14 protein-coding genes are annotated in these 14396 nt (G+C 62.4%); 9 read left to right on the forward strand and 5 right to left on the reverse strand.

The features are described 5' to 3' along the window. Nucleotides 1-392 precede the first annotated feature (392 nt). Entirely contained in the window at nt 393-977 is a 585-nt protein-coding gene (locus tag AC0L17_RS26820; protein WP_473518010.1) for a TetR/AcrR family transcriptional regulator, read from the reverse strand. An 82-nt stretch (nt 978-1059) separates the two neighbouring features. On the opposite strand from AC0L17_RS26820, the gene AC0L17_RS26825 reads away from it, so the two are divergent. Next, the gene (locus AC0L17_RS26825; RefSeq protein ID WP_473518011.1) at nt 1060-2406 is read left to right on the forward strand and encodes an FAD-dependent monooxygenase; all 1347 of its coding nucleotides are present in this window, start codon (nt 1060-1062) and stop codon (nt 2404-2406) included. A 9-nt stretch (nt 2407-2415) separates the two neighbouring features. On the opposite strand, the gene phbB is transcribed toward AC0L17_RS26825, so the two are convergent. Both phbB and AC0L17_RS26835 read right to left on the reverse strand, forming a co-directional pair. Continuing rightward, entirely contained in the window at nt 2416-3141 is a 726-nt protein-coding gene (gene phbB / locus AC0L17_RS26830; protein ID WP_128170628.1) for an acetoacetyl-CoA reductase, read from the reverse strand. A 122-nt stretch (nt 3142-3263) separates the two neighbouring features. Beyond that, complete coding sequence (locus AC0L17_RS26835; protein WP_287234304.1) at nt 3264-4442, reverse strand: acetyl-CoA C-acetyltransferase; 1179 nt, start codon at nt 4440-4442, stop codon at nt 3264-3266. Between the two features lie 312 nt (nt 4443-4754). Between AC0L17_RS26835 and phaR the strand changes: the two genes are divergently transcribed. Continuing rightward, a complete protein-coding gene (gene phaR / locus AC0L17_RS26840; RefSeq protein WP_027152940.1) occupies nt 4755-5366 on the forward strand; it encodes a polyhydroxyalkanoate synthesis repressor PhaR in 612 nt (203 codons plus the stop codon). Nucleotides 5367-5459: 93 nt separating this feature from the next. Here phaR and AC0L17_RS26845 read toward each other — a convergent pair whose 3' ends face one another. After that, complete coding sequence (locus tag AC0L17_RS26845) at nt 5460-5906, reverse strand: hypothetical protein (RefSeq protein WP_473518012.1); 447 nt, start codon at nt 5904-5906, stop codon at nt 5460-5462. Between the two features lie 100 nt (nt 5907-6006). On the opposite strand from AC0L17_RS26845, the gene AC0L17_RS26850 reads away from it, so the two are divergent. From AC0L17_RS26850 to AC0L17_RS26860, 3 genes are all read left to right on the forward strand, one after another. Beyond that, nucleotides 6007-6672 carry a TetR/AcrR family transcriptional regulator gene (locus AC0L17_RS26850; RefSeq protein ID WP_473518019.1) on the forward strand — a complete coding sequence of 222 codons (666 nt, stop codon included), beginning with the start codon at nt 6007-6009 and terminating at the stop codon, nt 6670-6672. 197 nt (nt 6673-6869) lie between these two features. Next, nucleotides 6870-7667, forward strand: a complete 798-nt coding sequence (locus tag AC0L17_RS26855) for a 3-hydroxybutyrate dehydrogenase (protein WP_167366413.1) — start codon at nt 6870-6872, stop codon at nt 7665-7667. A 37-nt stretch (nt 7668-7704) separates the two neighbouring features. Further along, on the forward strand, nt 7705-8835 hold the full coding sequence (locus tag AC0L17_RS26860) for a patatin-like phospholipase family protein (protein WP_473518013.1): 1131 nt from the start codon (nt 7705-7707) through the stop codon (nt 8833-8835). 13 nt (nt 8836-8848) lie between these two features. Here AC0L17_RS26860 and AC0L17_RS26865 read toward each other — a convergent pair whose 3' ends face one another. Continuing rightward, nucleotides 8849-9445 carry a TetR/AcrR family transcriptional regulator gene (locus tag AC0L17_RS26865; RefSeq protein ID WP_023797012.1) on the reverse strand — a complete coding sequence of 199 codons (597 nt, stop codon included), beginning with the start codon at nt 9443-9445 and terminating at the stop codon, nt 8849-8851. Between the two features lie 116 nt (nt 9446-9561). Between AC0L17_RS26865 and AC0L17_RS26870 the strand changes: the two genes are divergently transcribed. The 4 genes from AC0L17_RS26870 to AC0L17_RS26885 form a co-directional block, all read left to right on the forward strand. Then, nucleotides 9562-10023, forward strand: a complete 462-nt coding sequence (locus AC0L17_RS26870; RefSeq protein ID WP_287327235.1) for a (2Fe-2S)-binding protein — start codon at nt 9562-9564, stop codon at nt 10021-10023. A gap of 2 nt (nt 10024-10025) precedes the next feature. Next, complete coding sequence (locus AC0L17_RS26875; RefSeq protein ID WP_473518014.1) at nt 10026-12299, forward strand: xanthine dehydrogenase family protein molybdopterin-binding subunit; 2274 nt, start codon at nt 10026-10028, stop codon at nt 12297-12299. Between the two features lie 395 nt (nt 12300-12694). Then, on the forward strand, nt 12695-13873 hold the full coding sequence (locus AC0L17_RS26880; protein WP_473518015.1) for an efflux RND transporter periplasmic adaptor subunit: 1179 nt from the start codon (nt 12695-12697) through the stop codon (nt 13871-13873). A gap of 2 nt (nt 13874-13875) precedes the next feature. Continuing rightward, nucleotides 13876-14396, forward strand: a 521-nt coding sequence (locus AC0L17_RS26885) for an efflux RND transporter permease subunit (RefSeq protein WP_473518016.1), incomplete at its 3' end; no start/stop codon positions are given.

Below are 14396 nucleotides of genomic sequence, written 5' to 3' on the forward strand. Positions count from 1 at the left end.
CCGTTTCATGCAGGGCTGACGTCGCCGTTAACCTTTGCCGCTGAACGATCGACGCAGGTCGGCGGGCGTCATCCAACATTCTGAAATTATTAATTCTTTCCTAACGCGCCTTAACGATTTGGGGATGTTTTCAGCCTTTGTCGTTAACGGTGCGCTCAAAGCCGGAACGAAACGGCTACGAATCGGCGCTGGCGCATGTTTCCCGGTTTGTTCACCCCAATATGTTGTGTCGTGAACAGGTTTTCCACCTGTTATCCACACGCCGTTAACAGGGTTTTGCACAGGCTGCACGGGCGCCGTTAATTTTTGCGTGCCGCTTCGGCACAAATCGGCGTCACGTCCATCGGTCGGCGCAGTCGCTGCACGAGGACCAGACTGCCAGCCCGGCTTATTCAAGGCGCATCCTCTCCCACAGCATAGCGCTGCAAAGTAGGGCCGACGTTCTGGATAATTTCGTCGTGCGACAGGGCGACGACGGGCGGAAGCCGCAACAGGTATCGGCACATCGCCAGACCCAGCAACTGGCTCGAAACGAGCCCGGCCCGTCGACCCGCATCGGCGGGGTCAGAGACCGCCGCAATCACCGGCCTGACCTGGTTGCCAAATACGTCGCGCAATTTTTCCGCGGCGAATTCGTTCGACGTCGCCGAACGCAGCAGAATTGCCATGCCAGGGCCGCTGGCCGGGCCCTCCCAGACTTCAAGAAAACGCCTGATCAGCGTTTCGCCGATGGCGTTTCGGTCGATCACCCGCAGTGCCGGCAATTGCAGGTCGACGACCGCCGCCCTGGCGAACAGCTCGTCCTTGCTGCGGAAATAGCGGATCACCATGGCCGGATCGATCGAGGCATGCGCCGCGACGTCGCGGATGGAGGCGCCCTCATAGCCGTGCTCGGCGAACAGAAGCCGCGCGGCCTCGAGGATTTGGGCGCGCGTGCGGTCCGACTTGCTGGGTTTCTTCGGCTGATTCTCGGTCATGAAATCCGTATGCCAACGGTTGTTGACAAATGCAATGGCTTCGACCTAGAAAGTCAACGATCGTTGACAAATGGAGAGAGAAATGCTGCCCGAAACCACCGAAGTCCTGATCATTGGCGCCGGCCCGACCGGCATGGCGCTGTCCATCATGCTGCACCAGGCCGGTGTCGATCACGTCCTGATCGACAGGCTGGAGGAGGGCCTTCAGACCTCGCGGGCTGGCGTCATCCACGCGCAGACGCTGGAAACGCTGGAGCCTCTCGGCGTTACGCAGCGGCTGAGCGAACTTGCCCTGAAGCTGCAGAATTTCACCATCCGCGACCGCAACCGGGCGCTGCTCAATCTCGATTTCAGCAAGCTTCCGTCGAGGCATCCTTATCTGATGATGCTGCCTCAGAACCTGACCGAGCAGGTGTTCGCCGAACGGATCGCAGCCTTGGGCGGCGTGGTTCATCGCTCGGTCGAGGCCAAGGCAGTCGTTCAGGACGCTGACGGCGCACGCGTGACGGTGATCGAGAACGGCCGCGAGAGACTGATATCGGCACGCTATGTCGTTGGTGCCGACGGCATGCACAGCCTGGTGCGCAGGTCGACCGGCATCGAGTTCGACGGCGCCGCCTATGACGCTTCGTTCGTACTTGCCGATGTTCGTCTCGACTGGCCGGTTGGGCCGACAGAAGTGTCGCTGTTCTTTGCACCGGCCGGGCTGGTGGTGGTGGCGCCGCTCCCGGACGGTTCGTACCGGGTCGTCGCGACAATGGATGACGCACCGGAAAAACCCGCGGTCACCGACATCCAGGTGCTGCTCGACAGCCGTGGTCCGACCAAGAAAAGAACCCGGGTGCTCGACCTGGCGTGGAGTTCGCGTTTTCGCGTGCATCACCGCCTGGTCCGCTCGTACCGCAAGGACCGGCTGTTCCTTATCGGCGATGCCGCGCACGTGCACAGCCCGGCGGGAGGGCAAGGCATGAACACCGGCATCATCGACGCGGTCGTGCTTGGCGAGTTGCTTGGCGACGTGGTGAACGGCGTGCGCCCGGAAACCGCGCTCGACCTCTACGAAACGCTGCGCCGCCCGGCGGCCCAGGAGGTGCTTGAACTGGCGGGCACGATGACCGAGATGGCGCTTTCCCGCAATTCGGTGAAGCGGTTCGTCCGCAATCTCGTGCTTTCAGCGCTGAACCTCACTCCGTTTCTGAAGCGTCGCATCGCCTTGAAACTGTCGGGCCTCAAGCCGGGCGTCGCTTGCCCGCCTGCCGCCACCTTCGCGCCAGCCGGGTCCAGTCGCCCAGACCAAGCCGGCAGCCGAACCAGGGCTGAAGCGTGTCGCCTGACAGCCGGAGTAATCCGGATCCCGGCCTCGAACTCGGCCGTGTGGGCGGTGAGACCCGTGCAACGGTCACCGGCAACAGGCCGACGCCTCAGGTGAGATGACGCCTCAGGTGATATATTGGCCGCCATTGGCTGAAATGGTCGAGCCGGTGATGAAGCCGGCATCGTCGGAAGCGAGGAAGACGACGCAGCGTGCGATCTCTTCCGGCTCGCCGAGGCGGCCGACCGGGATCTGCGGGATGACGCGCTCATTGAGCACCTTCTCGTCCATCGCCCTGACCATCTCGGTGGCGATGTAGCCGGGGCAGATGACATTGACGGTGATACCGACCCGCGCCCCTTCCTGGGCGAGCGCCTTGGTGAAGCCGATATCGCCGGCCTTCGACGCCGAATAATTGACCTGGCCGGTCTGGCCTTTCTGGCCATTGATCGAGGAGATGGTGATGACGCGGCCGAACTTGCGGTCGCGCATGCCGACCCACAGTGGGTGCGTCATGTTGAAGACGCCGGAAAGATTGGTGTCGACGACCTCTTTCCACTGCTCGCGCGTCATCTTGTGGAACATGGCGTCGCGGGTGATGCCGGCATTGTTGACCAGAACGGAAACCGGGCCGAGATCGGCCTCGATCTGCTTGATGCCGGCGGCGCAGGCATCGTAGTCGGCGACCGACCATTTGTAGACGGGGATGCCGGTCTCTGCCTTGAATTTCTGCGCCGCTTCGTCATTGCCGGCGTAGTTCGCGGCGACCTGATAGCCGGCGGTTTTCAGGCCGATCGAGATCGCGGCGCCAATGCCGCGCGACCCACCGGTGACGAGTGCTACCTTTGTCATAATATCCTCCCTTTTTCTCGATCGGCGGGCGGCGAACGGAAACGCTCTAACGGCGGAGCCTGTTCGCCACCGACTGTTTCACGGCTTGCTCGCTCCGTCCTCACGGCGCTTTGCAGATGACTTCACAGCGCTTCCACGCACATGGCGACCCCCATGCCGCCGCCGATGCACAGCGTGGCAAGGCCTTTCCTGGCACTTCTGCGGCGCATCTCGTAAACCAGCGTGTTGAAGATGCGGGCCCCGGAGGCGCCGATCGGATGGCCGATGGCGATGGCGCCGCCATTGACATTGACGATCGACGGATCCCAGCCCATGTCCTTGTTGACGGCGCAGGCCTGGGCGGCGAAGGCTTCGTTGGCCTCGATCAGGTCGAGATCGCCGACCGACCAGCCGGCCTTGGCCAGCGCCTTGCGCGAGGCGGGAATGGGCCCGGTGCCCATGATCTGCGGATCGACACCCGCGGTCGCCCAGGACACGATGCGCGCCAGCGGCGTGATGCCACGCTTTGCGGCTTCCGCTTCGGTCATCAGCAGCACCGCGGCGGCGCCGTCATTGATGCCGGAGGCATTGGCGGCGGTCACCGTGCCGTCCTTGTCGAAGGCCGGTCTCAGCTTGGTCATGGCCTCGATCGTGGCGCCGTGGCGGATATATTCGTCCTGGTCGACAATGGTGTCGCCCTTCTTGCCCTTGACGGTGAAGGCCACGATCTCGTCCTTGAATTTGCCGGCCTTCTGCGCGGCCTCTGCCTTGTTCTGGGAGGCCAATGCGAGCTGGTCCTGGTCCTCGCGGGTAATCTGGAACTGGCGAGCGACGTTTTCGGCCGTGTTGCCCATGTGGTAGCCATTGAAGGCATCCCACAGCCCATCCTTGATCATGATGTCGATCATCTTGTAGTCGCCCATCTTGACGCCGGCGCGCAGGTGTTGAGCGTGCGGGGCCAGCGACATCGATTCCTGCCCGCCGGCGACGATCACCTTGGCATCGCCTGTCGCGATCTGCTGCATACCGAGAGCAATAGCGCGCAGACCTGAGCCGCAAACCTGGTTGAGGCCCCAAGCGGTGGTTTCCTTCGGCAGGCCGGCTTCGATAGATGCCTGGCGGGCGGGGTTCTGGCCCTGAGCCGCAGTCAGCACCTGGCCGAGGATGACCTCGTCGACCTCCGCCGGCTCGACACCGGTACGGGACAGCAACTCCTTGATGACGACGGCACCAAGCTCATGCGCCGGCGTGGCGGCGAAGGCGCCGTTGAAGGAACCGACGGGCGTGCGCGCCGCACTGGCGACAACGATGGCAGCGGACATGTTCTTCTCCACACTTCGAGGTATCGAGGTTTTGGTATCGCAGTTTGTATCGTCAGGGCTTTTCTTGCCCTTTCAATGATCCAAGTCAAACCGGAAATGGGCATACCGGCCATGCGCCGCAAGCAGGTTGCGCATCGTGGTGGATACAGCTGGCCCATTGCTGCGCAGCATTTTTAGCCCGCCGTGCAGCATTAATTGATGCCGCACTGCACAAACCGCTTGGAATTGTGACGCTTTTGCGCATATCCTTGAAAAGGCGCAATCGTTACCGGCAGCTTACCTCAAGTGCGCCGGTGTCCCGGGAGGATGCTGATGGCCGCGAAAGACGAACCGATTATCATCAAGAAATATGCCAATCGCCGCCTCTACAACACCGGCACCAGCACCTATGTGACGCTCGAGGACCTTGCCGAAATGGTCAAGAAGGGCGTGGAGTTCACCGTCCAGGACGCCAAGACCGGCGACGACATCACCCATCCGGTGCTGACCCAGATCATCTTTGAACTGGAGAACAAGGAAGGGCAGAACATGCTGCCGATTCCGTTCCTGCGCCAGTTGATCGCTTTTTACGGCGACCAGATGCAGATGATCGTGCCGAGCTTCCTCGAACAGTCGATGATCGCCTTCTCAAAGGAGCAGGAACGCTTCCGCGAGCAGATGAAGGGTGCGTTGGGCAAGTCGCCGCTGGACATGATGAAGATCGCCACGCCGATCAAGGCGCTGGAAGAGCAGACGCGCCGCAATATGGAGATGTTCCAGAACGCCATGCGCCTGTTCACGCCCTTCCCACCCGCAGGCTCGAATGGCACTTCCGCAGCGCCGGCGGAGCCGGCCAGGAAAGAGACGTCGGAAAAGCCCGACGACCTTCAGGAACTGAAGGAACAGATCGCCGCCATGCAGCGCAAGCTCGACACGATGTCGTGATCGCCGGCCGGACCAAGCCCGGCCGAAATCTCTCATCAGCAGGCCGTATCAGAAATCTCCGCTCGAATGAGGCTGAGTGCCACCCGACCCGCGCTATTTCGTCGTCACCGTCACCAGAGCCGTAACGGGTTTGCCGTCGACGAGAATGGGCTTGTGATGATCATCGGCAAGTAGGACGCCGATCACATGCTTGCCGGCGGCATCCGGGCAATGGCCGAAACGAGCCTTGACAAGATCGCCGCCAAAGTCGCTGTTCATGCTGTTGTACGGCTTGCCGGGGATGTTGCAGGTATCTCCGGCGGGATCGATCTTCATATGCAAATGGCCGCATTGGCTGACGCCGTCGCATTCACCCGCTGGCAGAAGCGTGAAGTTGCTGCTGACGACGACGCCTATCGCCTTCTCTGGGTCATTGCCGAGTTCGATGACCGAACCGGCCGCCGGCCAGGCGATTTGCAGGGTTGGCCGATCTTCGGCCTGGGCAGACCCGAGCGACAGTAAAGAGAAAGCAAGGGCAGTCGTTGCGATGAAGCGAAGCATGGTAACCTCCATTGATGTTGTAATCACTGGTTACATATGAAGCGCCTGGACGCAAGAAAATAATCAGTGATTACATGTCGGCGTCGTGCTATTGGCAGGCATGACCAGCCCCACGGATTCCGGCGAAGCCGCCAACCCCAAGCGCTATCATCACGGCAATCTGGTCGAGGCCTTGATCGCTGCTACCGTAGAGATCATCGAAGAGCGCGGAGCAGAGCATGTCTCGGTGCGCGAGGCGGCAAAACGTGCCGGCGTTTCGCCCGGCGCGCCATTCCGGCATTTTCGGTCGAAATCAGCACTGCTGACCGCCGTCGCCGAACAGGCGATGAACCGGCTTACCGAGGCCGTTGCCGATGCGCAGTCCAAAGTCGGCAGCGCAGATCCCATTGTGGCCTTCGAAGCGATCGGGCAAGGCTATCTGGAGTGGGCGATCAGCAATCCCACGCATTTCCAGATCATCAGTTCTCGGACGCTGATCGATTTCGAGGCATCAGATAGTCTTCGTGATCAGAATGAAGCCGTTCGCCGGAAAATGATCGCCCTGCTGACCCAAGCGCAACAACAAGGTCGGCTTGCCCCGGACACCGACTTCGATCATCTGGTGCTTGCCGCCCGCGCATTTGTCTACGGCCTGGCACGCATGGCGATCGATGGTCATTTCCCGGAGTGGCATCCGTCCGAGCCGCCATCGCTCGCCGTACGGAAAGCTCTGCGTCTTTTCATGAGCCAGATGACACATCCCGAAACGCAATCTCACGAGCCCTGAAGTGGCTTCCGGGGATCGCTGACAAAACTGTCTTCGCACTGCAAAACCTGTCTTCGCACTGGTGTCAGGCGCACAGCTTTGAGTGAGGGGTGTCCTCTTTCATGACAAAAATTTCATGTCATCGCCACTGAGTGCCGCTGTTTTTGCGCCACACGAGACATATATGCTGCACTGCAATATGGTCCGTTAGCGCCGTAATGAAGGATTTCGCCTTGCCCAGCAGAAAAACCGCCATCGTCACCGGTTCCACCTCGGGCATCGGCCTGGCAATCGCCCATGCCCTCGCGGCCGATGGCTGCAACATCGTCGTCAATTCCTTTTCAGACACGGCCGACGACCAGGCCGTCACCGATGCGATCGCCAGGCATCACGGCGTGAAGACTGTCTACATCAAGGCAGATATGTCGAAGCCGGCCGAATGCCGGGCGCTGGTCGCAAAGGCAGCCGAGAGCTTCGGCTCGGTCGACATCCTGGTCAACAATGCCGGCATCCAGCATGTCGCGCCGGTGGAAGAATTTCCCGTCGAGAAGTGGGACGCCATCATCGCCATCAATTTGTCGTCGGCCTTTCACACCATCGCCGCCGCCATCCCGCTGATGAGAGAAGCCGGCGGCGGCAGGATCGTCAACATCGCCTCGGCCCATGGGCTGGTCGCCTCGCCGTTCAAATCGGCCTATGTCGCGGCCAAGCACGGCATCATGGGACTGACCAAGACGGTCGCTTTGGAACTGGCGCGCGACAAGATCACCTGCAACGCCATCTGTCCCGGCTATGTGCTGACGCCGCTGGTCGAGGCGCAGATCCCCGACCAGATGAAGGCCAACAAGATGGACCGCGACACAGTGGTCCGCGAGGTCATGCTCGACAGGCAGCCGACCAAGGAATTCGTCACGGTCGAGCAAGTTGCCGCTGCCGCGGTGTTCCTGTGCTCGGATGCGGCAGCGCAGATCAACGGCACGCAAATCTCAGTCGACGGCGGCTGGACCGCGCAGTGATCCATCCAATGGCTCTCTACAGATCAAGGACAACGCCATGACGACAAACGGCAAGGCGGAGGAGCCCAAGAAGATCAACGTCGCGCTGCAGGGCGGCGGCTCGCACGGCGCCTTTTCCTGGGGCGTGCTCGACCAGCTGCTGGAGGACGGACGGCTCGACATCGCGGCGGTTTCGGGCACCAGCGCCGGCGCCATGAACGCGGTGGCGCTGGCCGACGGCTTCGTCCGCGGCGGCGTCGAGGGCGCGCGGCAGAAGCTCGACGATTTCTGGCGCGCGGTGGCGCGGAAGGGCCGGTTCAGCCCGGTGCAGCGCATGCCGTGGGACGTCGCCTGGGGCAACTGGTCGATCGAGAACACGCCGGGCTATCTGTTTTTCGACACGATGTCGCGGGTGTTTTCGCCCTATGTCGCCAACCCGCTCGGCCTCAACCCGCTGCGCGACGTGATCGAACAGGAGATCGATTTCGGCAATGTGCGCGCCTGCAAGGCGATGGAGCTGTTCATCTCCGCGACCAATGTCGAGACCGGGCAGTTACGCGTCTTTTCCGATGGCGAGATCGATCTCGACACGGTGATGGCGTCGGCTTGCCTGCCGCAGCTGTTCCGCGCCGTCGAGATCAAGGGCGTGCCCTACTGGGATGGCGGCTATGGCGGCAATCCGGCGCTGTTCCCGTTCTTCAAGACGACTGCCACCGAGGACGTGCTTTTGGTGCAGATCAATCCGGTGGTCCGCGAGGGGACGCCGAAGAGCGCCAACGAAATCCAGAATCGCATCGACGAGATCACCTTCAACGCCGGACTTCTGCGCGAATTCCGCTCGATCGCCTTCATCAAGGAGCTGATTGCCGCCGGCCTGCTGCCGCATGGCGAATACCGCGACATCCGCATGCACCGCATCGATGCCGACGAGGCATTCAAGGACCTGTCGGCATCGTCCAAGGTCAATGCCGAATGGGCGTTTCTGACCTATCTGCGCGACCTTGGCCGCACCGCCGCCAGCGACTGGCTGGAGGAGAATTACGACGCCGTCGGCAAGCGGCCGACGCTTGACCTCTCAGGCGAGCTCGACGACGGCTTCAAGCCGATGCGTGGACCGGCACCGGGGCGGCGGGTCAAGGAGTTCCTTGCAGCACGCAAGAAGCCCGAGGCAGCGCGTCGCCGAGCCTGAGGCGTTTTGTTTGTCAGTTTTTTTGCAAGGCTAGATCGATCACCTTGATCAGCGCGGCCGCAGCCCGCCGCTGCTCGTCCGGATCACTGATGCGCATCTTCATGCCTTCCAGCCCGTCGAGCAGCATGTCGGCCAGCAATTTTGCCGACAAGCCCTTGGCGGTGAGATCGACGCCATTGCGTCCGGCTTCGCTCTGGATCGCTGCGGCGATATGCTCGGCAAACCGGCTGCGCCAGCAGCCGATCAGGTCGGCGAGACTCGATTTCATGTCAAGGAGTTCGGCGCCATGCGGCGAGGCGTGGACGGTGCGCGTCATCGAGATCAGCGCTTCGTCGATGGCCCGCATCGTGCGCTCGGCAAATGGTTCTTCGCCGGCGAGTGCCGTTTTCGCCTGCTCGAGCGAGCGGGAGAGCAGCATCAACGCAATGGCGCGATAAATATCGGTCTTGTTCTTGAACTGGAGATAAAGCGCCGGCCGCGACATGTCGGCGGCACGCGCAATGTCGTCCATGGTGGTGCGGGCGAAACCATAGGCCAGAAACACCTTCATCGCGCTGTCCAGAATGCGGGCGCGCTTGGGGTCGGTGGCGATGTCCTCGATCTCGATCATGGCGCGACTTTATCCTGCAAAAGCTCTATTGACAAAATGACGTAATTTGTCAAGATGTATAAGGGCGAATGGCCGACCGGCCTGCCCGGCTGTGGACGACAACAAAGGGTATCCCCATGCGCCTCACCGTCGACGGGCAGGCATTCGACGTCAATGCCGATCCCGAAATGCCGCTGCTGTGGGCGCTGCGCGATCTCATGGGCAAGACCGGGCCGAAGTTCGGCTGCGGCATCGCCGCCTGCGGCGCCTGCACGGTGCATGTCGACGGCCAGCCGGTGCGCTCCTGTTCATTGCCGGTCGGTGAGGTCACCGGCGCGGTCACCACGATCGAAGGCATCGGCACCGAAGGCAGACTGCATCCGGTACAGCAGGCATGGCTGGAAGAGCAGGTCGCCCAGTGCGGCTACTGCCAGGCCGGCCAGATCATGAGCGCGGTGGCGCTGCTCGACCAGGTTGCCGACCCGACCGATGCCGACATCGACGATGCCATGGGCGGCAATCTCTGCCGCTGCGGCACCTACCCGAAGATCCGTGCGGCGATCAGACGAGCGGTCGTCCTCAAGACGGCGGGAATCTGACCATGGCCAGTGTCGGAAAGATCGCCCGCCGCACGTTTCTCATCGGCACCGCTGCCATCGCGGGCGGCGTCGCCGTCGGTTATTACTACTACCGCAGGCCCTACCCGAATCCGCTGGAAGGCGACCTCGCCGCTGACGAAGCGACCTTCAACCCCTATGTGAAAATCGGCGCCGACAACACCATCACCATCGTCGCGCCGCGCGCCGAGATGGGCCAAGGCATCTCGACGACGCTTGCTGCCATGGTTGCCGAAGAGCTCGATGTCGGGCTCGACCAGATCAAGGTCGAGCACGGCCCGGCCTCCTACGCCTATTTCAATGCGGCGATGCTGGAAGAGGGCGGGCCGTTCGCGTTCTTCGATGAAAGCATGACCGCTGAAATAGTGCGCGCCGGCATGGGCGTGGCCGGAAAATTCCTCGCCCTGCAAGGCACCGGCGGTTCGACATCGACGGTCGACGGTTTCGGCAAGATGCGGCAGGCAGGCGCCGTCGCGCGGCAGATGCTGATTGCGGCGGCCGCGCAAAAGCTCGGCATAGCTGCCGCCGAGCTGGAAACCGCCAATGGCAGGGTCCTGCACAAGGCGTCGGGCAAGTCGCTGACCTATGGCGCGGTCGCCGCGACCGCTGCGACGATGGCGCCGCCCGCGGAAATCAGGCTCAAGGACAAAGCCGACTGGAAACTGCTCGGCAAACCGCAAAAACGCATCGACATGCTGGCCAAGGTCACCGGGGCACCGATATTCGGCATCGACGTGACGCTGCCGCAGATGCTGTACGGCACGGTCAAGATGAGCCCGCGCTTCTGGGCCAAACCGGTCAAGGCGGATGTCTCCAACGCCGAGAAAATGCCTGGCGTGATCAAGATCGTGCCGATCGACACGAATTACGGCCACGGCTTCGGCATCATCGCCGAAAACACCTGGGCGGCGTTCAAGGCGGCGGAGGCGATCGACGCCGAATGGGCCGATCCGGAATATCCGCCGGACAGCGCCGGCATTTCCGAGGTGCTGAAGCAGGCGCTCGGCACAAAAGGATCGGTGATGCGCGACGATGGCGATGTCGATACCGCCTTCGCCGACGCGCCCCGCGAAAGGATCGTCGAGGCCGACTATGAGGTGCCTTATCTGGCACATGCGACGATGGAGCCGATGAACGCGACGGCGCGGCTGAAGGACGGCGCTCTCGACATCTGGTGCGGCAACCAGGCGCCGACTTTGGTGCGGCAGCTTTGCGCCAATGCTGTCGGCATCGAACAGGACAAGGTCAGCGTCCACACCACCTTCATGGGCGGCGGCTTCGGCCGACGTATCGAGGTGGACTTTGCGCTCTGTGCCGCGTTGATGGCGAAGGAAACCGCGGGCCGGCCGATCAAGGTGATCTGGACGCGCGAGGAGGACATGCGCCACGACGCTTACCGGCCGGCTTCGGTCGGCAAATTCCAGGCGCGGCTTGGCGACGACGGCATGCCGGTCGCCATCGGCATGGCAATCGCCTCGCCATCGCCGATAGCCAGCACCTTGCGCCGGCTGTTTCCCTCGATATCGCCGCTTGGCCCCGACAAGTCCATTGTCGATGGAGCCTACGACCAGCCCTACACCATCCCGAATTACCGGGTCAGCGGCATTGCTGCGCCCGCCTCCATCCCGGTCGGCTTCTGGCGATCGGTCGGCTGCTCGATCAACGGCTTCTTTCATGAGGGTTTTATGGACGAGATCGCCGTCGCCGGGAAAACCGATCCGGTCGAACTGCGCAAGATGCTGATGGCTGCCTATCCGGCAGCGGTGAAGGTGGTCGAGAAGGTCGCCGAAATGGCGAAGTGGGGCGAGGCGCTGCCCGCCGGCAAGGCCAAGGGCATGGCGTTCACGCTGTCGTTCGGCAGTTGGGTCGGCGAGATCGTCCAGGTCGCCGACACGCCGTCCGGGATCCGCATCGAGAAGATGTGGATCGCCGCCGATGTCGGCACCGCGCTCGATCCTGGTATCATCGAGGCGCAACTCATCTCAGCCGCCATCTACGGCCTGTCGGCAGCGATGGGCCAGGAGATTACTTTCGCCGACGGCATGGTCGAGCAGTCGAATTTTCATGACTACGACGCCATGCGCATCTCCCAGTGTCCGGCGTTCGAAGTCGCCATCCTGGAGAATTTTCACAAGATGGGCGGCGTCGGCGAAGTCGGCACGCCGCCGGCGGCACCGGCACTCGCCAACGCCATCTTCGCACTGACAGGCAAGCGCATCCGGACACTGCCCTTGTCGAAGGAGGTGATCTTTGCATGAAATATTCCCATCATGCTGACAGCTGCTGCCATGCTGTTTTGCTGGCGCCTTTACCAACGGCACTGGCAAGCCGGGCACGGCACCGATGATGGTCGATGCAGCCAAGACTTGCCCGAGGGACGCGGTCTGGCGGTTGCTTTCGCATCCGCACTGCGCCGAATGCGATGTTCGCAGATAAAAGGCCGCGCTGGTCCGGCGCGCTTCACGGCGGCCGCACCCTGCCCAGCGAAGTATTACCCATCAACATTTCTGACTATATTGCGGTGCAACTTTGATGTAGAAGCTCGTTCGCCGATCACGGCAAGTTGAACACGGCCTTGCGCGCACCCATATCGGCGACGCGCCCGAGTTAGAAGACGCGGCCTGGCCGAATCCCGCGCACTGGAAAAATGACGATGCCGAAATACAGGTTTCACAAGCTTGCAGCCATTGTTGTGCTTGTCGGTTTCGCTGCCTGGATGGTGACGGGCGAGTTCTCGTCCGTCGGCAGCGCGGCCGCCGACAAACCCAAGGCGGGGGAGGTCGAGCAGCCAAAGGCGGCTGACGCCGGCAAGGCCAAGCCCGCTGAGGCAGAGCAGCCCAAGGCGCCGTTGCGCACCGTCGCGACCTTAACCCCGCCTAGGCGTACCTATGCGCGCGCCATCCGCATTTCCGGACTGACCGAAGCCGACAAGCGCGCGGTGCTGGCGACCCGGGTCGACGGCATCATCGACAAGCTGCCGGTCAAGCAAGGACAGCACGTCAAGACGGGCGACCTCGTGCTGATGCTTGCCACCGAGGAAAAGCTTTCGGCGCTCAGCAATGCCAAGCAGCTTGTCGCGCAGCGTCAGGCCGAACTTGATGCGGCCTCGCGGCTGGCGAAAACCGGCAATCTGCCCAAGCTGCAGCTCGACAACGCTCGCTCCACCCTGACCTTAGCGCAGTCGATGCTGGAAGCGATGCAAGCCCAGCTTGATCGCAATGAGGTGAGGGCTCCGTTCGACGGCGTCATCGACCGGGTGCCGGTGGAGCTTGGCAGTTCCGTGATGCAGGGCGGCGAAGTGGCGACCATTCTGAGCCTCGATCCGGTGATCGCCCGCGGCGAGGTCAGCGAACGTGATCTCGGCTATCTGAAGATCGGCGACAAGGCGAAGGTACGGTTGGTCAGCGGCCAGAATGTCGAGGGCACCGTGCGCTATATCAGCCGCGACGCCTCGTCCGCCACCCGCACCTTCCGCGTCGAGATCGCAATCCCCAACCCCGAGGGCACCATTCCGGCCGGGATGACCGCCGAGATCGCGCTGAGCGCGCAGCCGACCGACGCAGTCATGCTGCCGCGCTCCGTGGTGACGCTCGGCGACAAGGGCGATCTCGGCATCCGCGCCGTCGACAAGGACAACAAGGTCGTGTTCTTCCCGATCGATCTGGTCGACGATACGCCAACCGGCCTGGTGCTCGGCGGCATCCCTGCCGATGCGCGCATCATCGTCGCCGGCCAGGAACTGGTGAAGGAAGGCGAAGTGGTCAAGCCGGTCGAGGCCGACCAGGCGACCATCCAGAAGCTCTTGGGCGAAGCGACGGCCGGGACGCAGTAATCATGGATATCGTCAAACTCGCAATCAGCAATGCCAGGCTGACCATTTCGGTGCTGGTGTTCCTCATCCTTGCCGGTGCGGTCGCCTATCAGTCGACACCGAAGGAAGCGGAACCCGACGTTCCGATTCCGATGATGTATGTCAGCCTGATCTATCAGGGCATCTCGCCCGAGGATTCGGAACGCCTTCTGCTGCGGCCGATGGAAGCCAAGCTGAAGAGCCTCAAGGGGCTCAAGGAGATGCGTTCGGCCGCCTTCCAGGGTGGCGGTTATGTGCTGGTCGAATTCCACCCGCAGACGGATCTGGCGACTGCGCTGCAGGACACGCGCAGCAAGGTCCAGGACGGCAAGGCCGACCTGCCGCAGGCAGCCGAGGAGCCTGTGGTCTCCGAAGTCAACGTCTCCGAGTTCCCCGTCCTTGTCGTGACGCTGTCGGGCGAGGTGCCCGAGCGCGTTCTGACGACGGCTGCGCGCGAGTTGCGCGACCGCATCGAGGAAGTGCCTGGCGTGCTGGAAGGCTCGCT

This window comes from Mesorhizobium sp. WSM4829, from assembly GCF_055811475.1.

What these genes read in the sequence shown, in the direction of transcription:
- phaR (WP_027152940.1), top strand. Translation starts at nt 4,755, where the DNA reads ATGGCCGCGAAAGACGAACCGATTATCATCAAGAAATATGCCAATCGC.
- AC0L17_RS26835 (WP_287234304.1), bottom strand. Translation starts at nt 4,442, where the DNA reads ATGTCCGCTGCCATCGTTGTCGCCAGTGCGGCGCGCACGCCCGTCGGT.
- AC0L17_RS26865 (WP_023797012.1), bottom strand. Translation starts at nt 9,445, where the DNA reads ATGATCGAGATCGAGGACATCGCCACCGACCCCAAGCGCGCCCGCATT.
- AC0L17_RS26880 (WP_473518015.1), top strand. Translation starts at nt 12,695, where the DNA reads ATGCCGAAATACAGGTTTCACAAGCTTGCAGCCATTGTTGTGCTTGTC.
- AC0L17_RS26855 (WP_167366413.1), top strand. Translation starts at nt 6,870, where the DNA reads ATGAAGGATTTCGCCTTGCCCAGCAGAAAAACCGCCATCGTCACCGGT.
- AC0L17_RS26850 (WP_473518019.1), top strand. Translation starts at nt 6,007, where the DNA reads ATGACCAGCCCCACGGATTCCGGCGAAGCCGCCAACCCCAAGCGCTAT.
- AC0L17_RS26825 (WP_473518011.1), top strand. Translation starts at nt 1,060, where the DNA reads ATGCTGCCCGAAACCACCGAAGTCCTGATCATTGGCGCCGGCCCGACC.
- AC0L17_RS26860 (WP_473518013.1), top strand. Translation starts at nt 7,705, where the DNA reads ATGACGACAAACGGCAAGGCGGAGGAGCCCAAGAAGATCAACGTCGCG.
- phbB (WP_128170628.1), bottom strand. Translation starts at nt 3,141, where the DNA reads ATGACAAAGGTAGCACTCGTCACCGGTGGGTCGCGCGGCATTGGCGCC.
- AC0L17_RS26870 (WP_287327235.1), top strand. Translation starts at nt 9,562, where the DNA reads ATGCGCCTCACCGTCGACGGGCAGGCATTCGACGTCAATGCCGATCCC.
- AC0L17_RS26845 (WP_473518012.1), bottom strand. Translation starts at nt 5,906, where the DNA reads ATGCTTCGCTTCATCGCAACGACTGCCCTTGCTTTCTCTTTACTGTCG.
- AC0L17_RS26820 (WP_473518010.1), bottom strand. Translation starts at nt 977, where the DNA reads ATGACCGAGAATCAGCCGAAGAAACCCAGCAAGTCGGACCGCACGCGC.
- AC0L17_RS26875 (WP_473518014.1), top strand. Translation starts at nt 10,026, where the DNA reads ATGGCCAGTGTCGGAAAGATCGCCCGCCGCACGTTTCTCATCGGCACC.